14 protein-coding genes are annotated in these 20362 nt (G+C 67.2%); 8 read left to right on the forward strand and 6 right to left on the reverse strand.

All coding sequences use genetic code 11. From position 1 onward, the window contains the following. Positions 1-130 precede the first annotated feature (130 nt). Positions 131-850 carry a ribonuclease activity regulator RraA gene (locus tag QQL87_RS32575; RefSeq protein ID WP_284422379.1) on the forward strand — a complete coding sequence of 240 codons (720 nt, stop codon included), beginning with the start codon at positions 131-133 and terminating at the stop codon, positions 848-850. A 195-nt stretch (positions 851-1045) separates the two neighbouring features. On the opposite strand, the gene QQL87_RS32580 is transcribed toward QQL87_RS32575, so the two are convergent. The 4 genes from QQL87_RS32580 to QQL87_RS32595 all read right to left on the reverse strand — a co-directional run bounded on the left by QQL87_RS32580 (position 1046) and on the right by QQL87_RS32595 (position 7331). After that, positions 1046-3145: a S9 family peptidase gene (locus QQL87_RS32580; RefSeq protein WP_284422381.1), complete on the reverse strand. Its 2100-nt coding sequence runs from the start codon at positions 3143-3145 to the stop codon at positions 1046-1048. 8 nt (positions 3146-3153) lie between these two features. Next, the gene (locus QQL87_RS32585; protein WP_284422382.1) at positions 3154-4341 is read right to left on the reverse strand and encodes a pyridoxal-phosphate-dependent aminotransferase family protein; all 1188 of its coding nucleotides are present in this window, start codon (positions 4339-4341) and stop codon (positions 3154-3156) included. 140 nt (positions 4342-4481) lie between these two features. Then, positions 4482-5207: a thermonuclease family protein gene (locus QQL87_RS32590; RefSeq protein ID WP_284422384.1), complete on the reverse strand. Its 726-nt coding sequence runs from the start codon at positions 5205-5207 to the stop codon at positions 4482-4484. Positions 5208-5606: 399 nt separating this feature from the next. Further along, entirely contained in the window at positions 5607-7331 is a 1725-nt protein-coding gene (locus QQL87_RS32595; RefSeq protein ID WP_284422385.1) for a hypothetical protein, read from the reverse strand. A 430-nt stretch (positions 7332-7761) separates the two neighbouring features. On the opposite strand from QQL87_RS32595, the gene QQL87_RS32600 reads away from it, so the two are divergent. Beyond that, positions 7762-8622 (forward strand): caspase family protein, encoded by an 861-nt coding sequence (locus QQL87_RS32600; protein ID WP_284422386.1) that lies wholly within the window; start codon positions 7762-7764, stop codon positions 8620-8622. Between the two features lie 176 nt (positions 8623-8798). On the opposite strand, the gene QQL87_RS32605 is transcribed toward QQL87_RS32600, so the two are convergent. Beyond that, positions 8799-9689: an efflux RND transporter periplasmic adaptor subunit gene (locus tag QQL87_RS32605; RefSeq protein ID WP_284422388.1), complete on the reverse strand. Its 891-nt coding sequence runs from the start codon at positions 9687-9689 to the stop codon at positions 8799-8801. A 207-nt stretch (positions 9690-9896) separates the two neighbouring features. Here QQL87_RS32605 and QQL87_RS32610 point away from each other — a divergent pair, with 207 nt between their 5' ends. Next, positions 9897-10943 carry a L,D-transpeptidase gene (locus QQL87_RS32610; protein ID WP_284422389.1) on the forward strand — a complete coding sequence of 349 codons (1047 nt, stop codon included), beginning with the start codon at positions 9897-9899 and terminating at the stop codon, positions 10941-10943. Positions 10944-11269: 326 nt separating this feature from the next. Next, positions 11270-11557, forward strand: a complete 288-nt coding sequence (locus QQL87_RS32615; RefSeq protein WP_284422390.1) for a hypothetical protein — start codon at positions 11270-11272, stop codon at positions 11555-11557. A 1056-nt stretch (positions 11558-12613) separates the two neighbouring features. Here the strand turns inward: QQL87_RS32615 and QQL87_RS32620 are convergent. After that, entirely contained in the window at positions 12614-13420 is an 807-nt protein-coding gene (locus QQL87_RS32620; RefSeq protein ID WP_284422391.1) for an N-acyl homoserine lactonase family protein, read from the reverse strand. A 352-nt stretch (positions 13421-13772) separates the two neighbouring features. Here QQL87_RS32620 and QQL87_RS32625 point away from each other — a divergent pair, with 352 nt between their 5' ends. From QQL87_RS32625 to QQL87_RS32640, 4 genes are all read left to right on the forward strand, one after another. Continuing rightward, a complete protein-coding gene (locus QQL87_RS32625) occupies positions 13773-15296 on the forward strand; it encodes a caspase family protein (protein ID WP_284422445.1) in 1524 nt (507 codons plus the stop codon). A 142-nt stretch (positions 15297-15438) separates the two neighbouring features. Then, a complete protein-coding gene (locus QQL87_RS32630) occupies positions 15439-16113 on the forward strand; it encodes an OmpA family protein (RefSeq protein WP_284422392.1) in 675 nt (224 codons plus the stop codon). A gap of 168 nt (positions 16114-16281) precedes the next feature. Continuing rightward, the gene (locus tag QQL87_RS32635) at positions 16282-17208 is read left to right on the forward strand and encodes an efflux RND transporter periplasmic adaptor subunit (RefSeq protein WP_284422393.1); all 927 of its coding nucleotides are present in this window, start codon (positions 16282-16284) and stop codon (positions 17206-17208) included. After that, the gene (locus QQL87_RS32640) at positions 17208-20354 is read left to right on the forward strand and encodes an efflux RND transporter permease subunit (protein WP_284422394.1); all 3147 of its coding nucleotides are present in this window, start codon (positions 17208-17210) and stop codon (positions 20352-20354) included. The genes QQL87_RS32635 and QQL87_RS32640 overlap by 1 nt, the downstream gene beginning before the upstream one ends. Positions 20355-20362 lie beyond the last annotated feature (8 nt).

The raw sequence follows: 20362 nt of genomic DNA on the forward strand, positions 1-20362 counted from the left end.
GGCCCGGGGCCCGCCCCCCCCCCCCCCCCCCCCCCCCCCCCCCCCGCCCCGAGCGACACCGCTGATGTGGACCCCCACCCCCAACCCCTCCCCGCAAGGGGGAGGGGAGCGCAGCGAGCAAGACCAAGACATGACCAAACTCAGCACCGCCACCCGAAACAAGCTCAAGACCGTCTCGACCGCGACCGTCGCCACCGCGCTGTTCAAGCGCGGCCTGCGCGTCCAGTGCATCCAGAACGTTCATGCGCTCAATCCGGACGCCCCGACCATGGTCGGCGAGGCGTTCACGCTGCGCTACATTCCGGCGCGCGAGGATCTCAACACGATCGAGGTGTTTCGCGACCGCGGCCATCCGCAGCGCAAGGCTGTGGAAGACTGCCCGCCCGGCGCGGTGCTGGTGATGGACAGCCGCAAGGACCCGCGCGCCGCCTCGGCCGGCGCGATCCTGGTCAGCCGCCTGCAGCAGCGCGGTGTCGCCGGTGTCGTCACCGACGGCGGCTTCCGCGACGCCGCCGACATTGCCAAGCTCGGCATTCCAGCCTTCCACCAGCGCCCGAGCGCGCCGACCAATCTCACCTTGCATCATGCGATCGAGATCAACGGCCCGATCGCCTGCGGCGATGCGCCGGTGTTTCCGGGCGACGTGATCCTCGGCGATTCCGACGGCGTCATCGTCATCCCCGCCCATCTCGCCGACGAGATCGCGGATGAGACCTTCGAGATGACCGCGTTCGAAGACTTCGTCGCCGAGCAGGTCGCCCAGGGACGCTCGATCCTCGGCCTCTATCCGCCGACCGATCCGCAGACGCCGCAGGACTTTGCGGCGTGGCGCGCGAAGAATAACAGGTAGCCGCTCCAATTTCCGCTGTCGTCCCGGCCTTGAGCCGGGACCCATAACCACAGGGCGTCGTTATGGCAAAGAACGCAGCTCCAGCGCGCTCAACACTAACCAACGGTGGTTATGGGTCCCTGCGTTCGCAGGGACGACACCGTTGATGAGGCGCGATCTTGCCAAACATTCAGCTGGTGAACTGGCCTCAGCCGCTCACGCCGTCCGATCCGCCAATCCCACGGCCCACAGCGCGAACGCATAGACGATCGCGACCTCGTCGAGCCGGTTGAAGCGGCCGGAGGCGCCGCCGTGGCCGGCGCCCATGTTGGTGCGCAGGATGACCGGGCCGCCTGACGTCATCGTCGCGCGCAACCGTGCGACCCACTTGGCCGGCTCCCAATAGGTGACGCGCGGGTCGGTCAGTCCGGCCATCGCCAGGATCGCCGGATACTCCTTGGCCGCGACGTTGTCGTAGGGCGAGTAGGACAGGATGGTGCGAAAATCCTTCTCGCTCTCGATCGGGTTGCCCCATTCGGGCCATTCCGGCGGCGTCAGCGGCAGGGTGTCGTCGAGCATCGTATTCAGCACGTCGACGAACGGCACTTCCGCAACGATGCCGGCGAACAATTCGCCCGAGCGATTGGCGACCGCGCCCATCAGCATGCCGCCGGCACTGCCGCCATGGCCGACGATGCGCTTGGCGCTGGTGTAGTTCGCCGCGATCAGCGCCCGTGCGCTGGCTGCGAAATCGTCGAAGCTGTTGGTCTTCTTCTCGCGCTTGCCGTCGAGGTACCAGCCCCAGCCCTTGTCCGTGCCGCCGCGAATGTGCGCGATGGCGTAGACGAAGCCGCGGTCGACCAGCGACAGCCGGTTGGCCGAGAACGACGCCGGCATCGCCATGCCGTAGGAGCCGTAGCCGTAGAGCAGCAGCGGCGCCGTGCCGTCGGCTTTGAAGTCGCGCCGGTGCAGCAGCGACACCGGCACCTCGGCGCCATCATCGGCCTTGGCCATGATGCGCGTCGTGACGTAGTCGGCCGGATTGTGACCCGACGGAATCTCCTGGCGCTTGCGCAGGCGCTTTGCCCGCGTCACCATGTCGTAGTCATAGACTTCCGACGGCGTCGTCATCGACGAATAGGCAAAGCGCAGATTGGTTGTGTCGAATTCGTAGGAGCCCATTGCGTCCAGCGAATAGGCGCCCTCGTCGAACGCGATCGCGTGCTCATCGCCGGATTTCAGATCGCGGATCACGATCGACGGCAGCGCATTGGCGCGCTCCAGCCGCACCAGATGGCCAGCATAGAGATCATGGTCGAGCACATAGATCCCGGCGCGATGCGGAATGAGGTCGCGCCAATTGGCGCGCGCAGGATCGGCCAGCGGCGCGGTGACGATCTTGAAGTCGATGGCGCCGTCGGCATTGGTGAGGATGAACAGCTCCTCGCCGCGGTCGGCGATCGAATATTGCACGCCGTTTTCGCGCGCGGCCACCAGCCGCGGCGGTGCCTCGGGGTGGTCGAGATCGATCAGGCTCTGCTCGGAGGTCTCGTGATCGCCGCCGGCGATGACGCAGAACCGGCCGGAGGTCGACTCGTGCACATGGGTGAACCAGCCGGCGTCCTGCTCCTCATACACCAGCACGTCGTCAGACTGCTTGGTGCCGAGCTTGTGTCGCCACACCTGCATCGGACGGTGGTTGTCATCGAGCTTGACGTAGAAAAAGCTCGTGCAGTCGCGCGACCACACCACGCCGCCATCGGTCTCCTCGACGATGTCGTCGAGGTCATGGCCGCCATCCCAGTCGCGGACGCGGATGGTGAAGTATTCCGAGCCCTTGGTATCGGCGCTCCAGGCGACGAGCCTGTGATCATGCGAATGGCGGCTGCCGCCGAACTTGAAGTAGTCGTGGCCCCTGGCGAGCGCATCGCCGTCGAGCCCGATCGTCTCCGCCCCGCCGTTGCGCGGCGTGCGGCAGAACAGTTCGTGCTGGCCGCCTTCGCGATATTTGCGGAAATAGGCGTAAGCGCCGTCCGGCGACGGCACCGAGGAATCGTCCTCCTTGATGCGGCCGCGCATCTCCGCGACGATCGTCTTCTGCAGCGGCGCGGTGTGGCCGAGCACGCCCTCGGCATAGGCGTTCTCGGCCTCGAGATACGCCCTGATGTCGGCGTCGAGCAGCGCGGGATCGTGCAGCACCTCCTGCCAGCGCGCATCCTTCAGCCACGCATAGTCGTCGCTCACGGTGATGCCGTGACGGGTGAAGGAATGCGGGCGGCGCGGCGCCACCGGCGCCTGGTTGCTGCTGTCGGTCATGTCGTCCTTTACGGGGTCACGCTCTCGCCGAGCCATTGGATCGCGGCATCGAGGCCGCCGCGGCCGTGCGGAATCTTCAGCGCCACCAGCGCCATCTCGATCACTCCGAGCGTGCCCAGCACCATCGGCGCGTTGACATGGCCCATATGGGCGATGCGGAACGCCTGGCCGCTGAGATCGCCGATGCCGGTGCCGAGCACGACGCCGCATTGCTCCTTGCAATAGGTCTGCAGCACGGCGGGATCATAGCCGCCGCCGACCAGCACGGTGGTCACCGTGTTGGAGCGCTCCGCGGCGTCTGCGATGTTGAAGCCGATCACCTGGCCCTCGCTCCACTTCGCCACCGCGCGGCGCACGGCCTCGCCGAGCAAAGCATGGCGGCGGAATGCATGCGGCAGGCCTTCGGCGAACAGCATGTCCATCGCCTGGCGCAGCGCGAACAACAGATGCACCGGCGCGGTGCCGCCATATTTGCGATAATGCTCGGCGCCCTCGCGCTCGCTCCAGTCCCAATAGGGCGTGCGCATGTTGGCGCGCTTGTGCACCTCCAGCGCGCGGGCGTTGGCGGCGACGAAGCCTAAGCCAGGCGGCGTCATCAGGCCCTTCTGCGAGCCGGACATCGCGACGTCGATGTGCCACGCGTCCATCTCGAACGGCATGCAGCCGAGCGAGGCCACGGTGTCGACCATATACAGCGCCGGATGGCCGGAGGCCTTGACCGCGCGGCCGATCGCCTCGACGTCGTTGACGACGCCGGAGGCGGTATCGATCTGCGCCACCACGATGGCCTTGATGGTGTGCTCCTTGTCGGCGCGCAGCCGCGCCTCGACTTCGGCGGGACGCACCGCGCGGCGCCAGTCGCCGCGGAGCACCTCGACTTCGGCGCCCATCGCCTTGGCCGCATTGCCCCAGCCGATCGCGAAGCGCCCGCTCTCCAGCACCAGCACCTTGTCGCCGCGCGACAGCACGTTGGAGAGCACCGCCTCCCAGGCGCCATGGCCGTTGGCGATGTAAATGTAGGTCTTGCCCTTGGTGGCGAACAGACGGCCGAGGTCGGTCATGAGGCCGTCGGTCAGCTCGACCATCTGCTTCGAATAGATGTCGAGCGCCGGGCGGTGCATCGCCTGCAGCACCTCGTCGGGCATCGTGGTCGGTCCCGGGATGGCCAGAAACTCCCGGCCCGCGCGAACGGTCATTTGCGATTGTCCTTGATGGGTTGACGCGGCCCTCAAACCCGGTCGGGGCCTTTCGTAGGTCGGTTTTACGTGGCGCCGCCGCATAAGAAAAGCCGGAGAAGCCGGGGGGCTGGCATGCCCTATCTGGCCGAGCGTCCCGGCTAGCGCCTTGTCTCGCGGCAGCCGGCGGCCTCGGCCTCGTCGACCGAGCAGAACCAGCGTGTGCCCTTGGCGACGTGCATCTTGACCTGCGCGTACCAACGGCTCTGCGGCGTGTGATAGATGCATTCGCCGGCGCTGTTGACGTTGCCCTTGATGGTGCAGTCGGGCGAGGGCGCCACCGGTCCCGAAGCCGAGGCGAGCAGGATGGTGCTGGCATTCTCCGGCGGCTTGGCGGCGCCGAGGATCGTCGTCTTCTTGTTGCGCACGCGCCAGTCCCATGGCGCGATGAACGCGCCCTGCCACATCCCGGCCTTGGCGGCGCGCGCCTCGGCCTCGTCGGGCTCGTAGTCGTGCGAGATGGTGCGATAGGCCAGCGCCCAGCCGCTGCGCACCAGCCATTTCTGGATATCCTCGCCATCGACGTCGCAGCGCGCCACTTGGCGGCCGCGGCGGTCGATGGTGCGTGGATGGCACACCCAGCTCTTGCCGTCGGCATGCTTGATCAGTTCGTCGCGCGCCGCAACCCCGCAGGTCCAGCGCTCGCCATGGGGGTTGAGGCACAGCTGATCGACCGACGGCGCATCGATGCCGCCGAGCCGGATGCGCGTGGTCCCGATCACGACGCTGTCGGCCTCGCGGATCTTGGGAATGCCGGTGATGTCGGCGGCGGACGCGATCGAGGGCAGCAGCAGGAATAGCGCGAGGAGGGCTGATTTCATCGGCATGAACGGCGCGGGACGTCCTTGGGGATGGAAGCTTGGGATGGTGCCCAGCAATTGTGCGGCGGATCCGCCCGCCGTTCCAGCCCCGTCATTGCCTGAGCCACTCAACTTCGCGCGATGGTGGCTGAGAGTTGAATTCGAGCTATCGCCACAACGGCAGCGCGCTCCCCTCCCCCTTGCGGGGAGGGGTCGGGGGTGGGGGTCCGCGAGTGCTGAACTCAGCTGTTGTGCGAGATCACGCCAAGCCTTTCGCCGAGACCTTCGGCTACGGTCCTTGCGAAGCGGAGCGAAACGCTGACGTCCTCAGCGGCACCTCCTGTCATCACTTGGAGCGTGACTCGTGGACCCCCACCCCCAACCCCTCCCCGCAAGGGGGAGGGGAGCAGACCGCCGTCGGCTCCCTCACCGCACCACGGCCCGCCGGGCCAGCGCCAGGCCCATCAGCACGAAGGCTGATGTGACTTCGGGGCCGCCGACCAGGATGCGGGTCGGGGTCTTCATCTTGTTCCACTCATAGGCGCGGTACGGATGCCGCCGGCCGCCTTCGCCGAACGATGCGACGATGCAATGCACCGCCGGCGCGAAGCTCGCGGCATTGCCGCCGAGATGGCCAAGCGCGATCAGCGCCAGCGCCGCGTCGAACGGGTTCATCTCGCGGCCGACCAGCTCGTCCTCGACATAGCCGAGCACGCGCAAGCGGATCAGCTCGAAGGCGCCGTCCGGATCGATCGCCTGCCGTGCCGCCGGCGGCAGCGCCATGAAGGCGTGGTAGCAGCGTCCGAAATAGGCGCAATACAGCTCCGGCAGATAATAGATGTGCGAGCGCGGATCGGCGAAGGCGCCGCTCAGCACCAGCCGCTGCTGGAAGCCGATGATCCGCCGGATGACGTCCAGGCGATGCTGCGTTTCCAGGATCTGCCAGCGTGCGAGGTTGCGGAACGACACCTCGAGCACGTCGAGATTCAGGGTCGGATCGAGATCGTTGCCGTAGGGCCGCTCGCCGGCCATGCTGTCGATCCAGGTCGCGATGCCGCCGTCATAGTCGATGTTGTCGTTGATCGGCACCGTCACCCGCGGCTCGTTGCCGCCGGCCCGCACCTGATAGCCGGCATAGAAATCGACCAGCGGCTGATCGAGGATCGGATCGTTCGAGCCGGCCTGCGTCGCGGCCGAGAACGAGCACGCCGTGGTGTCGCAATCGGGCACGTAGACGCCGAAGCCGAGGTCCTGCTTGATCTGGGTGAAGAAGCGCGAGAAGCGCGGATGCGGCGGCGGCGCCAGCGCCGTGACGACGTTGTAGGTCTTGCCGTCGGCGCCCCGCACCTCCTCGCGGCTGATGGTCAGGCAGAAGTCGACCATGTCAGCGACCGCGCTGCGCGCCGCGCTGGCCTGCGCGGACGAAGCGAGGCCGGTCTCGACATAGCTCAGCAGCGCCTCGGTGAAGAACGCGTCGTAATAGGCCGAGCGGTGGCGGATCTGCACCGGCTCCCACATCGGCTCGGCGATGCCGCGCCACGGCGGATTGATCACGGCCGCCGCCGGCGAGCGCGCGATGAAGACGCGCGCGAGGTTGAACATCAGGGTCGAGTTCTTGTAGCCGCGGGCATCGAGGCCTTGCAGGGCCATCGTGACCTCGCGGCCCTTGATGTCGGGGTCGCCGATCAGGTTGAACGCCGCATAGGTCGGGATGAAGCCGTTGCGGCTGAACGACCCCAGCAGGTCGGCGCCGCAGGCGCGGATCACGCGGTCGATCTCATCAGCGCCGGGCATCGCCACCGCCTCGGTCCGGCGCGGCGGCGCTGGGTGATGCAGCGCGACGCTGTCGACCAGATCAGCGATCGGGCGGCCGACCTCCTCCCAGTCCGGCGTCGGATTGTCGCGGGCGAGAACCAGCGCCTGGCGCAGCGCATTGAGGCGAGCCGGATCGTTCAGCTCCGGCAATCCGGCGCGGCGCAGCAGCGCGCGCAGCGCGGGGTTGCCGAGCGCGGTCCGATAGAATTTCGACAGATGCGGGTCGCCGCTCCCGGGCTGGCGCAGGATGGGATCGCAGACCTCGTAGAGCGAGGGACCATCCTTCCGGGCCGTGAGCGCGCGACAGGCGGCTCCGGCGAAATATTGCAAACTCAACGTCGGACTCGCGGGTTGTCGGGGCGGGGACAGACGACATGCACGGCTCGAGACGCCCGGCAAACGGCTCGCACGCGCATCCATCGCGCAAGCTCGCATGCGCGGCGGCCAAAGACAACGTGACCGGGATCACGGCGCGCGCTGTGGATCTGGCGGCAATATGGCGTCCGGGCGGTCCCGCCGCGGCCGTTCCGGGATCCGCGCCATGGTTAAATTTGCGTTTCTCTTCAAGTGCTTGAAATGTCAATGGTGTTCCGATGTTGCCTCGCTTGCGGGTTCGGGTTAAGCCTTTCTTCGTTGCGGTGCCGCAATTTGCGCGCAAAGTGACGACACATCGTCTCGCAACCCCTCAAACCTCAGAGGCGCCAGCGCGACCAAAGGGTGCGACCCTTTGGCGATGACCGGACCGGCTCGGACCAGGATTGACGTGATGACCGCAAGGCAGCCCTCTCTTTCTCGCCGATCGGCCGTGATCGCCGCCGCGCTTCTCTGCACGGTGTCGCTCGCGCTCGGCGCACATGCTGCCCTGAACAAGCGTTCGCCCGATGCCGGCAAGTCCGCTGCGACCGAGCAGAGCGCTGCGCTCGGCAATGGCGCGCGCCTCGCCCTCGTCATCGGCAATGCGCATTATCCCGACGCCAATGCGCCGCTGGCCCAGCCGATCAACGACGCCCGCGCGCTGACCGGCGCGCTGCGCCGCGACGGCTTCGACGTCGACATCGTCGAGGATGCGACCAGGGAGGACATGAGCCGCGCGATCGAGCGGCTGAAATCCAGGATCAAGCCGGATTCGGTGGTGATGCTGTTCTTCGGCGGCTACGCCATCCAGGCCGGACGCGAGAGCTACATGATCCCGGTCGACGCCAGGATCTGGAAGGAAGCCGACGTGCGCCGCGAGGGCACCAGCATCGAGCAGGTGCTCGACGCCGTCCGCGAGCAGGGCGCGCGCGCCAAGCTCCTCGTCGTCGACGCCTCGCGCCGCAATCCCTATGAACGCCGTTTCCGCGCCTATTCGCACGGCCTCGCGCCGATCTCCGCTCCCGCCAACGCGCTGATCCTGTCGTCGGCGACGCCGGGCAAGGTGCTGGATGATCCGAACGGCCAGAGCAACAGCGTGCTGGTGTCGGAGCTGCTGCGCCAGATCGGCAAGACCGCGAGCGCCGAGGCCGTGTTCACCAAGACCCGCAACGCGATCGTGCGCAGCTCCGACGGCGAGCAGGTGCCGATGATGTCCTCGTCGCTGGTCGAAGACATCCGCCTGAGCACCGACGTCGCCAACGCCGGCAGCTGAGGCTGTCACTACAGTTCAGCACATCTCCGCTTACTGCCGAGTTCGACGGCCTCCAACTTCTTCCGTGGAGGCTCAGTCGCGTTGTAAGCGACACGCTCGCCACGCCGACGGTCGGCTCCCCTCCCCGCAAGGGGGAGGGGAGCGACCGCGTCTGCCGCTCTGCTCGGCTACCTCGCTCAGTTGCTCGCCATCACCGGGCGCACCGGGTCGCCCTCGCGCAGCAGCGCGCCGGCGCGGGTGACGACGACGTCGCCCTCGGCAAGGCCGTCCTTGATCTCGACCTGGCCGCCGGCCATCAGGCCGATCTCGACCCGCTTGGTCTCGATGCGCTGGGCGCGGACCACCTGCACCACGGTGCCGTCGGGATCGTAGAGGATGGCGGTCAGCGGCACCGCGACGCCGCAGCTCTGGCCGATCTTGATCACCGCGCGGCCGAACGCATTGACCAGCAGCCGGCCGGTGCCGGTGATGGCGATGAAGGCCTGGCCGAGCTGGCTATTCGGCTCGACGGTCGGCCCGACGCGGCGGATCTTGCCGTCGACCTCGCCGGCGCCGACGATGCGGATGCGCGCCGGCTGGTTGACCGCAAGCTTGCCGATCTGGGCTGATGGCACCAGCCCGACCAGATCATATTCGTTGCGGGCGATGATCGAGAACAGCGCCTCGCCGCGCCCCGAGGCGAAGGCGCCGATGGTGGCGCTGGACGACATGATGGTGCCGGCGACCGGCGCCTGGATCATGATCGAGCCGCCCTCGGGCGGCGTCAGCCGCGCCAGATTCTGTCCCGCCGTGACGGTGTCGCCGGCATCGGCCATCACCTCGGCGACCTTCAGTCCGGGGCGGTCCGGCCTGACCGCGGTCTCGTCGCGGGCGAGCACCATGCCGGACACCTCGACGGTGTTGTCGAAGCAGGCCTTGGTGGCCTTGAGCACGTTGACGGCGGCGCCCTTCGGCGCGTCGCCGCCGTCAGCCGCCGCGGCTTGGGCCGTGGCCTGGACCACAGCCAGCAGGCTGGCGACGGCGAGCATCGGCATCCGGCGCATCGTGGCAATTGCGGCATGTCCCATGCGAAACCGGTCCTCGACCCCATTCATCGAACGGCTGTTGCCGGAGATAGCAGACGCACAGCCGCCGGGCCAGCCGACCCGCATCCCCCGGTAGTCGCGCCAGGGTGCCGCGACGTTCAGCCGACAGCCCCGACCGCGCCGAACTTCTCGGTCATGGCCACGTTGTCGCTGCCGAACGTCGGCCGTCTTTCATCTGGGATCACGATCATGCTTCGGCTCTGGATACCGCTTCTGCTCTGCGCCGCCCTCATGACGCCCGCGGTCTCTGCCGAGCTCACGGCGGAGGCGGTCAACACCGCCGAGCTGCGCAAGCGGCCGCCGGCCGAGGACAAGACGGACCCGGTGGCGATCCGCGCCCAGGTGCTGCTCGACCGCGCCCACGTCTCGCCGGGGGAGATCGACGGCCGCTTCGGCGACAATGCCCAGAAGGCGCTCGCCGCCTTTGCCGCCGCCAAGGGCCTGAAGAGCGGTGCCAAGCTGACGCCCGAGCTGTGGGCGGCGCTGACCCAGCAGGACCAGGAGCCGGCGATCGTTACCTACAAGATCACGAAGCAGGACGTGAAGGGACCGTTCCTCAATCCGGTGCCGAAGAAGCTGGAGGCGATGAAGGACCTGCCGGTGATCGGCTATGCGACGCCGCGCGAGGCGCTGGCGGAGAAATTCCACATGAGCGAGGACCTGCTCGCCGCGCTCAACCCCGGCAAGGCCTTCGACAAGGCCGACGAGGAGATCGTCGTCGCCAACGTCGTCGCGCCGCCCGAGACTGCCAAGGGTGGCCGCAGCGAGAAATCCAAGGGGGAGTCCAAGGACAAGAAGGATCAGCCGAAGCCGAAACTCGCGCAGATCACCAGGCTTGCCGTCAACAAGGACGAGGGCACGGTGCAGGCCTTCGACAAGGACAACCATCTGGTGGCGTTCTTCCCGGCGACGGTCGGCAGTGACGAGAAGCCGACGCCCGAGGGCAGCTTCAAGGTGACCTCGCGCGATGCCGATCCGACCTATCGCTACAACCCCGACTACGACTTTCCCGGCGTCAAGGCGCGCACGCCATTCGTCATCAAGCCCGGCCCGAACGGTCCGGTCGGCTCGTATTGGATCGGCCTGTCGATCGGCAATGGCTACGGCATTCACGGCACCGCCGAGCCATCCAAGGTCGGCAAGTCCGAGTCGCATGGTTGCGTGCGCATGACCAATTGGGACGTCCGCTTCATCGGCGAGCACCTCGCGAAGAAGGCGACGGTGGAGCTGCATTGAGGGGGGCGGCGCTGCCTCCTCGTAGTCCGGATGAGCGACAGTCTGCGCCCGCAAGGGCGCAGGCGATAGCGACATCCGGGCTCATCGCCACAGTTCGTGAGAAGGTCTGATGTGGCGTCCGCCTCCGCCCTCCGGGCTTCGGCTTCCGCTCATCCACGCGACGGCGCGCGCTCCGACATCCCGCCGTGGCTCCGCAAATTCCCGTGCGCCGATGATCGGCGCCCGCAAGGCTTTGTTTGCCCTGGTGGCGATTACCACCCGCCGTCCTTGACGGGGATCGATCGATCCGCTGTTTAGCCGCATCGCAGCAAATCGCGGAGCCCATCGTGCAAGCCATCGCCCAGACCTTCTACCGTGTCCCCGTGATCGGCTGGATGACGCGGGAGGCTGTCCACGGCCCCGCTGATGCGAAGTACTTCTTCGCCTTCAACCTGGTCGTGCTGTTCGCCGCACTGGTCTACACCTTCGGCTATCCCTTCCTGATCTCGGTCGCACTGTTTGAAGCCGCCGCCGGCCTCGCCTTCCTGGTCGTGCTGACCGCCTCCGACGCCTTCACCAAGCAGCGCGCCCCCGCGCCCGACCCGACACTGCGCGCGCCGCGCAAGCGCGGCTGACGCCAGGACGACTAATAACCTGAATCTCGTCACTCCGGGGCGGTCGCCAACGGCGACCGAGCCCGGAATCCCGGTATCATCGTGGAATGCGCCAGCCCCGCGCCATTGCGAGCGAAGCGAAGAATCGTAGGGTGGGCAAAGGCGCGCAAGCAATACTATCAGCCCAGCCCACGTTGCATCGCGCGCCGTGCCCACCGCTCCCATCCACGATGCCGATGGTGGGCACGGCGCGCCGGACAGCGTTGCCAGCCGAGAGCGCAGGTGAGCGCGCCTTTGCCCACCCTACGAATCGCCTCGTCTTCCTGCGCGCAGGGACTGATTTGGTCAGCCATCTCAAGCTGATTTGGCCTGTCCAGATCTTCGTCAAAAAAGAAATCACTTGCACCGTCGGGCAAATCAGGTGGAGATTTCCGCCCGTCCCGCCTCATTGAAGAGGGGCGCCTTCGCGAACGTCACGATGCGTTGGGGTGGGATGCGATGGCCGCGGTGGGGTGCAGCGTGCTCGAGGGCATGCCGACGTACGCCACGCCGCGGACGGTGAAGTCGCAGGGTCCTGGCCTCCCGACGCTGAGGTCCGCGCAACGTGCGTCATGCGCGCGTTGTCGCCACGGTGGCAAACAAGCCGGTCGCCGAGGAGACTGCGTATAAAACGTAAAGCCATCGCGCAGGGAGGGCCGGGTCGTCCGGCTGACCTGTGGTTCTGCCGCGTGCTTGTTTGCTGCACGCGGACCGCAGGCCCCAGCCGGGGCCTGGCTCTCCCTGCGCCCTCTCGTTGGAGAGGGTGTCCCGATGCACAGCTCGGACGCGAAACGCGCCGCGAGAACGAGGTGTCATGTGCGCAGTCGTGCGCCGGAGATTCTCGATGTCGTCGCGCACGACATCAGCCCCGCGTCATTGCGAGCGAAGCGACTTTGTCCGCCGAAGCCCTTGGGCGACGGCGGAAGCAATCCAGAATGTTTCTGCGGAGGCAGCCTGGATTGCTTCGGCGCAAGGCGCCTCGCAATGACGGAGCAAGAGCCACGAGTGTGCGACTCACGTCTCCTCATCCTGCATCGCCTACCTCGCAAACGACCGCGACGGTGCGACATGCAGCGCATAGGCATCGGCGGCCTCGTTGACGCGCGGATAGAGCTCGGTGACCAGCGGGTCGTGGCCGGGGATGAATCGATCCGGGTGGCCGGCGAGGCGTTCGATGATCTCCCAGCCCAGCGCCATGTCGCCGACATTGTAGACGATCGGAAACGGGCTGCGGCGCTGCAGATTGGCGTAGTAATGCGCGGCGTCGGAGGCGAGCACCACGGGGCCGCGCGCGGTCTCGACCCGCACCACCTGCAGCCCGTCGGAATGGCCGCCGACGCGGTGCACGGTGACCCCCGGGGCGACCTCGCCGTCGCCGGCATGGAAGCTGACGCGCTCGCCATAGACATGGCGCACCATGGTGGTGACGTGCTCGACCGAGAACGGGTGGCGCAGCAGGCCGTTGCACATGCAGCGTCCGGTCGCATAGGCCATCTCGCGCTCCTGCAGATGAAAGCGCGCGTTCGGGAAGCGGTCGAGATTGCCGGCGTGGTCGTAATGCAGATGCGTGACGATGATGTCACGGATGTCGGCAGCGTTGACGCCGAATGCTTCGAGCGCGTCGACAGGATTGCGGGTGAGCCTGCGGTTGCGCGCCTGCGCCTCCGCGGCATTGAAGCCGGTGTCGACCAGGATGTCGCGCCCGGGCTGGCGGATCAGCCAGACGAAATAGTCGAGGTCCTGCGCGGTCGTGTCGTGCGGATCGGGCTGCAGGAAGTTCATGTGCAGGGTGCGCGGCGACATCGTCGCATAGCGCAGCGCGTAGATCTCGGCGGCGGTTCCCATGATGCCTTCGCGTTGCCTCGCTCGTCGTTGATCGGTCCGGCGGCATCGAGCCACCGGCGCGCACCAAGGTCAACCAGGGTCGAAATCGAACCGGAGCGAGGCGGGCGGCGACAGAGCGTGAGGTTTCTCACATTGCAGGACGTCGGTATCGCGGCATGGTCGGGTGGTGTCGTTCGACGAAAAGGATCGCAAGATCCCTTCGTCAGCGGCTGCCCCGGGCGACGATTCATCAACCGCCGCAAGCAGTTGACGTGTCGTCACGGCGATTTGATAATGCCTGACGCGTGGGTTAATGTCGCCGCGGCGCAAGCTGGACGGCGCCTGTTTGCTGGACCGCTGGACCGCCATCGTGATGATTCTCCGCCTGCTGTTGCTGCTCGGTTTGATGGCCTCTGTCGCCACGTCGGTCGGGTTCTCCCGGCCCGCGCACGCGGCCGGCGAGCGCTTTGCGCTCGTCATCGGCAATGCGAAATATCCCGATGCCGAGGCGCCGCTGAAGGAGCCGATCAACGACGCGCGCGACCTCAGCGACGAGCTGAAGCGCGATGGCTTCGTCGTCGAGACGATCGAGAACGCCACCGGCGATACGATGCGCCGCGGCCTCGATCGGCTCTATGGCAAGATCAAGCCGGGCTCGGTGGCGCTGTTGTTCTTCTCCGGCTACGGCATCCAGTCGAACCGGACCAGCTACATGGTTCCCGTCGACGCCCAGATCTGGCAGGAGGCCGACGTGCGGCGTGACGGCATCAGCCTCGAGCAGGTGCTGCAGGAGATCAACAGCCGCGGCGCCGGCGTGAAGATCGCGCTGCTCGATGCCTCCAGGCGCAATCCCTATGAGCGCCGCTTCCGCACCGCCTCGTCCGGCCTTGCGCCGGTGATCGCCCCGAGTGGTACCCTGGTCATGTACTCGGCCGCGCTGTCCTCGGTCGTCTCGGACACCGGCCGTGACCGCGGCCTGTTCGTGCAGGAATTGCTGAAGGAGATCCGCGTTCCCGACCTCACCGCGGAAGAGACGCTGAACCGTACCCGCGTCGGCGTGACGCGCGCCTCGCGCAGCGAGCAGGTGCCGTGGATCTCGTCCTCGCTGGCCGAGGATTTCTCGTTCGTGCCGGGCGCTGGCGGTGCACGCCCGACCGTGACGGCCGACGCCACCCCGGTGCCGCAGCCGACGCCCACACCGACTCCGCCGCCCGCACCCGCTCCGCCGGCGCCGCTGCCGCCAGCGCCTCTGCCGCTGCCGCCAGCTCCGCCGCCCCCGCCTCCAAAGGCGGAGACGCTGCCGGCGCCGCCGCTTCCGCCAGCCCCGCCTGTGCCGACGCCCGCGCCGACCAATCCTCCGACGGCCAACGTGCCGGCTCAGCCGCCGCAGGATCCGTTCGCCGACGATCCGAAAATCAAGGCTCTGACGGCCAGGATCCAGGCCAATCCGGATGACGCCGGCGCCTATTACGGGCGCGGCCAGGTCTATGCCAGCAAGGGCGCCTATCCGCAGGCAATCCGCGATTTCGACGAGGCCATCCGGATCAATCCGAAGGACGTCGAGGCGCTCAACAATCGCTGCTGGGCGCGCACGGTGGTCGGCGAGCTGCAGGCGGCGCTGCGCGACTGCAACGAGGCGCTGCGGCTGCGGCCGAACTTCGTCGACGCGCTCGACAGCCGCGGCCTCGTCAACCTCAAGAGCGGCGCCACCAAGAACGCGATCGCCGATTTCGATGCGGCGCTGAAGATCAACCCGCGGCTGACGTCATCCTTGTACGGGCGGGGTCTCGCCAAGCAGCGCAACGGCGCTGCGCAGGAGGGCGCGCTCGACATCGCCAACGCCAAGACGATCGATCCGAACATCGCGCGCGAGTTCGAGGATTACGGCGTGCGCTGATTTCTTGCGCGCGATGGCCGGCCGCCTCGAACCAGGCGGCGGGCCGGACCGACATATCTGCGGACAGCCGAAGTCGCGAGCGGGCGTTCGCGGCGGGACAGGCAGGTGAGTTCGCGTGCGTACTGCGCGAGGAGGGATGGCAATGACCGCAAAGACCAATTCGACCCACGCCGTCGGCCTGACGGCTGTGCTGGTGGCCGCGAGCCTCGTCGCGTTCGCCTCGCTCGGCCTCACCCGGGCCGTCGCGGCCGAGGACGTCACCGAGGATCAGATCGTCCGCGCACTGGCCGGACCGAAGAAGCCGCTGACCCGCGGGCTGTCGATGTCGCCGCCGGCGGACGCGGCGCCCGCCGTGGCGCCGGAGCAGGACAAGTTCCTGCAGAGCATCCGCGGCCGCTCGACCCGCTCGCTGTCGTCAGCCGAGCGCGAGGAGATCGCGACGGTCGCCAAGACCAAGCCGAACATCGATCTCGAGATCACCTTCGACTACAACTCGGCCAACATCAGCCAGAAGTCGATGGCCTCGGTTCAGGCGCTCGGCCGGGCGTTGACCAGCCCCGACCTGAAAGGGTCGACCTTCGTCGTCGCGGGCCACACCGATGCCGCCGGCGCCGACGCCTACAACCAGGATCTCTCGGAGCGCCGCGCCGATTCGATCAAGCGCTATCTGGTCGAGAAGTTCGGCATCGCCGGCGCCGACCTCGTCACGGTCGGCTACGGCAAGAGCAAGCTGAAGGATCCGAGCCAGCCGCTGGCCGAGGTCAACCGCCGCGTCCAGGTCGTCAACATGCAGAGCAAGACGGCGGCCGCCAAGTAGCCCGCACCAGCACCGTCGGAAGGCGCGCGTGGCCGGAGATCGAGCTGACCGGATGCGTCCCGCAGCCTTGCGGGGCGCGTCGTCTCGTCGGAACCTGCCACGCCACCTCAGCAGGAGCATCCGCTCCATCATGAAACCGCCTCTCGAGCCGCCCGGATCCGCTCTCCGATGAAGCTGCCAAAATCACTCAAGACCGCGGCCAGCGCGGTGGTCTTCGTGGCTCTGTTCGCGGGCTATTACTGGTATGAGCACCGTCCCCATCCGGCTGCCGAGGAGCCGCGCATGCAGGCCCAGGTGCTGGTGACCAAGGCGGGTAAGGCCTGCTTCTCCGATCTGGTGCGTGTCACCGGCTTCGTCGTGCCCCGCCGCGAGGCCGTGGTCGGTGCTGACCAGGAGGGCTCGCGGGTGACCGACGTCCTGGTCAAGGAAGGCGACGTGGTCACCGAGAACCAGGAGCTCGCGCGCCTGACACCGCCTCCGCCCCAGCCGGGCGCTCCGGCGGCCGCCGCGAACCGGCCGCTGTCGCTGCGGGCGCCGGCGGCGGGCGTCGTCACCGAAGTCCGCACCATTGCCGGCGCGCCGGCCTCGCCCCAGGCGGGGCCGATGTTCCGCATTGCCGTCAACAACGAGCTGGAGCTCGACGCCGAAGTTCCGAGCATTCATCTGCTCAAGCTCAGCGCGGGCGCGCCCGCGCGCATCAACCGCGACGATCTTCCCGACATCATCGGCCGGCTGCGCGTGGTGGCGCCGCAGGTCGACCGGACGACCCAGCTCGGTCATGTCCGCATCACCATGACCAGCAATCCCTCACTCAAGCCCGGCATGTTCGCGCGCGCCAACATCGATGCGCGACGGAGCTGCGGTGTCGCCATTCCCAATACGGCGATCGATCATCTCACCATCCAGGTCGTGAAGGGCGATACGATCGAGACGCGCAGGGTCCGGGTCGGCCTGGTGTCCGATACGTCGACCGAGATCCTCGAAGGTCTGGCCGAGGGCGAGGTCGTGGTGGCCGACGCCGGCAGCTCGCTGCATGACGGCGACCAGATCAAGACCATGTTCGCCGAAGACATCGATCGCACGCGGGTACGCTGATGGCACTGAATATCTCGGCATGGTCGATCCGGAACCCGCTGCCCTCGATCCTCTTCTCCATCATCCTGCTGATCCTCGGCTGGATGAGCTTCACCAAGCTCGCGGTCACAAGACTGCCGAACGCCGACATTCCGGTGATCTCGGTCGCGGTGGCGCAATTCGGTGCGGCGCCGTCGGAGCTTGAGTCGCAGGTCACCAAGATCATCGAGGACGGTGTCTCCGGCGTCGAAGGCGCGCGCCACATCCAGTCGCTGATCACCGACGGCCTGTCGGTCACCACGATCACCTTCGCGCTCGAGACCAACACCGACCGCGCCATCAACGACGTCAAGGATTCGGTGACGCGGGTCCGCTCCGACCTGCCGCAGAACGTCACCGAGCCCTTGATCTCGCGCGTCGACAAGATCGGCCTGCCGATCGTCACCTATGCCGCGATCTCGCCCGGCAAGACGCCGGAGCAGCTGTCCTTCTTCGTCGATGACGTGGTCAAGCGCGAGTTGCAGGGCGTGCGCGGCGTCAGCCAGGTCGAGCGCATCGGCGGCGTCGAGCGCGAGATCCTGGTCTCGCTCGATCCCGACCGGCTGCAGGCCATGGGCCTCACCGCGGTCAATGTCAGCCAGAGCCTGCGCGGCACCAATGTCGATGTCGCCGGCGGCCGCGCCGAGATCGGCAAGAACGACCAGGCGATCCGTACGCTCGCCGGCGCCAAGACGCTGAACGAGCTGTCGAACACCATGATCCCGCTGTTCGGCGGCGGCGAGGTCCGGCTCGCCGATCTCGGGACGGTCACCGACACCATCGCCGATCGCCGCACCTTCGCGCGCTTCAACGGCGAGCCGGTGGTGGCACTCGGCATCAAGCGGTCCAAGGGCGCCAGCGATGTCGTCGTCGCCGAGGCGGTGCAGAAGCGCATCGACCAGGTCAAGGCCGCCCATCCCGACGTCGATCTCCGGCTGATCGACACCTCGGTCGAATTCACCAAGGGCAACTACGAAGCCGCGATCTCGACGCTGTTCGAAGGCGCGATCCTCGCCGTCATCATCGTGCTGCTGTTCCTGCGTGATTTCCGCGCGACGGTCATTGCCGCGATCTCGCTGCCGCTGTCGATCTTCCCGGCGTTCTGGGCGATGGACATCCTCGGCTTCTCGCTGAACATGGTGTCGTTCCTGGCGATCACGCTATCGACCGGCATTCTCGTCGACGACGCCATCGTCGAGATCGAGAACATCGTGCGTCACATGCGGATGGGCAAGTCGCCGTATCGCGCGGCGCTGGATGCCGCCGACGAGATCGGCCTCGCGGTGATCGCGATCAGCCTTACCATCATCGCGATCTTCGCGCCGGCCAGCTTCATGTCGGGCATCGCCGGGCAGTTCTTCAAGCAGTTCGGCATTACCGTCTCGGTGCAGGTGTTCTTCTCGCTGCTGGCGGCGCGTTTCGTCACGCCGATGCTGGCAGCCTATTTCCTCAAGCCTCACGACCACGACGATCCGCCGCCGGGCTTCATCCTGCGGGCGTATCAGCGCATCGTGACCTTGTCGGTGAGGCACTACTACATCACGATCCTGCTGGGCGTCGGGATCTTCGCGGGCTCGATCTGGAGCACGACCCTGCTGTCGAAGGGCTTCCTGCCGGCGCAGGACGCGGCGCGATCGCTGCTCGCGATCGAGCTGCCGCCCGGCGCGCAGCTCGCCTACACGGAGAAGGTCACCGAGGACATCGTGGCGCAGCTGCGCAAGCGGCCCGAGGTTCGCAGTGTCTTCGTCGACGGCGGCCGGCTGCAGGGGGCGATGGAGGTTCGCCGCGCCGGCATGATCGTCAACTACACGCCGAAGACCGAGCGCAAGATCACCCAGAAGGAGCTCGAGCTCGCGATCACGAAGGACCTCGAGAACATTCCCGACATCCGCTTCTGGTTCACGGATGAGAATGGCCTGCGTCCGATCAAGCTGGTTCTGACGGGATCGGATCCCAAGCTGGTCGACAATGTCGCGAGCGAGCTGGCCTCGCAGATGAAGCGGATTGCGATCATCTCCAACGTCGTGTCGGACACCTCGCTCGACCGGCCGGAATTGCGGGTGCAGCCGCGCGCCGATCTCGCGGCGCGGCTCGGCGTCTCCACCGAAAGCCTGTCGCAGACGATCCGCGTCGCCACCATCGGCGACGTCGGGCCGGCGCTGGCGAAATACGACGTCGGCGGCCGGCTGGTCCCGATCCGGGTGCAGCTCGAGGACGCGGCGCGCAGCGACGTGAAGACTCTCGAACAATTGCGGGTGCCGCTCGGCCAGTTTGGCGAGAAGGGCGGCGTGCCGCTGGCCGTGGTCGCCGACATCAAGCTCGATCAGGGCCCGACCAGCATCAGCCGCTACGACCGCGGGCGGCAGGCAACGGTTTCGGCCGACCTCGTCGGACTTGCGGCGCTCGGCGATGCGACGAAGCAGATCGACGAGCTGCCGGTCCGAAAGAGCATGCCGGCCAGCGTCAAGCTGATCCCGTCTGATGATGCCGAGAGCCTGAACGAGCTGGCGTCCGGCTTCATCACGGCGATCACGGCAGGCCTGATGATCGTCTATGCAGTGCTGGTGCTGCTGTTCGGCACCTTCCTGCAGCCGATTACGATCCTGTTCTCGCTGCCGCTGTCGATCGGCGGCGCGATCGGCGCCTTGATGCTCACGGGCAAGCAGCTCACGATCCCGGTCTATATCGGCATGATGATGCTGATGGGCATCGTCACCAAGAACGCGATCATGCTGGTGGAGTTCGCGGTCGAGGCGATCCATGCCGGCATCAGGCGCGACGAGGCGATCATCGATGCCGGGATGAAGCGCGCCCGTCCGATCGTGATGACCACGATCGCGATGGTCGCCGGCATGATGCCGAGCGCGCTCGCGGTCGGCGCCGGCGGCGAATTCCGCTCGCCGATGGCGCTCGCCGTGATCGGCGGCCTGGTGTTCTCGACCGTGCTGTCGCTGCTGTTCGTGCCGGCGATGTTCCTGGTGATGGACGATCTCAGCGGATTGTTCGCGCGGCTCGGCCGCAGGCTGATCGTGTCCGATGGCGCGGAAGAGGCGGCTTCGGCCCACGCGGCCGATGAGGAGCACATGCACAAGCCGCCGCCGTCGGTCATCTCGCCGGCCGCTGAATGACAGTGGAG

It is taken from the genome of Bradyrhizobium sp. SSBR45G, from assembly GCF_030159255.1.
In the GTDB taxonomy this organism is placed as follows: domain Bacteria; phylum Pseudomonadota; class Alphaproteobacteria; order Rhizobiales; family Xanthobacteraceae; genus Bradyrhizobium.

What these genes read in the sequence shown, in the direction of transcription:
- QQL87_RS32620 (WP_284422391.1), bottom strand. Translation starts at nt 13,420, where the DNA reads ATGGGAACCGCCGCCGAGATCTACGCGCTGCGCTATGCGACGATGTCG.
- QQL87_RS32625 (WP_284422445.1), top strand. Translation starts at nt 13,773, where the DNA reads ATGATTCTCCGCCTGCTGTTGCTGCTCGGTTTGATGGCCTCTGTCGCC.
- QQL87_RS32635 (WP_284422393.1), top strand. Translation starts at nt 16,282, where the DNA reads ATGAAGCTGCCAAAATCACTCAAGACCGCGGCCAGCGCGGTGGTCTTC.
- QQL87_RS32600 (WP_284422386.1), top strand. Translation starts at nt 7,762, where the DNA reads ATGACCGCAAGGCAGCCCTCTCTTTCTCGCCGATCGGCCGTGATCGCC.
- QQL87_RS32590 (WP_284422384.1), bottom strand. Translation starts at nt 5,207, where the DNA reads ATGCCGATGAAATCAGCCCTCCTCGCGCTATTCCTGCTGCTGCCCTCG.
- QQL87_RS32575 (WP_284422379.1), top strand. Translation starts at nt 131, where the DNA reads ATGACCAAACTCAGCACCGCCACCCGAAACAAGCTCAAGACCGTCTCG.
- QQL87_RS32640 (WP_284422394.1), top strand. Translation starts at nt 17,208, where the DNA reads ATGGCACTGAATATCTCGGCATGGTCGATCCGGAACCCGCTGCCCTCG.
- QQL87_RS32580 (WP_284422381.1), bottom strand. Translation starts at nt 3,145, where the DNA reads ATGACCGACAGCAGCAACCAGGCGCCGGTGGCGCCGCGCCGCCCGCAT.
- QQL87_RS32585 (WP_284422382.1), bottom strand. Translation starts at nt 4,341, where the DNA reads ATGACCGTTCGCGCGGGCCGGGAGTTTCTGGCCATCCCGGGACCGACC.
- QQL87_RS32630 (WP_284422392.1), top strand. Translation starts at nt 15,439, where the DNA reads ATGACCGCAAAGACCAATTCGACCCACGCCGTCGGCCTGACGGCTGTG.
- QQL87_RS32605 (WP_284422388.1), bottom strand. Translation starts at nt 9,689, where the DNA reads ATGGGACATGCCGCAATTGCCACGATGCGCCGGATGCCGATGCTCGCC.
- QQL87_RS32610 (WP_284422389.1), top strand. Translation starts at nt 9,897, where the DNA reads ATGCTTCGGCTCTGGATACCGCTTCTGCTCTGCGCCGCCCTCATGACG.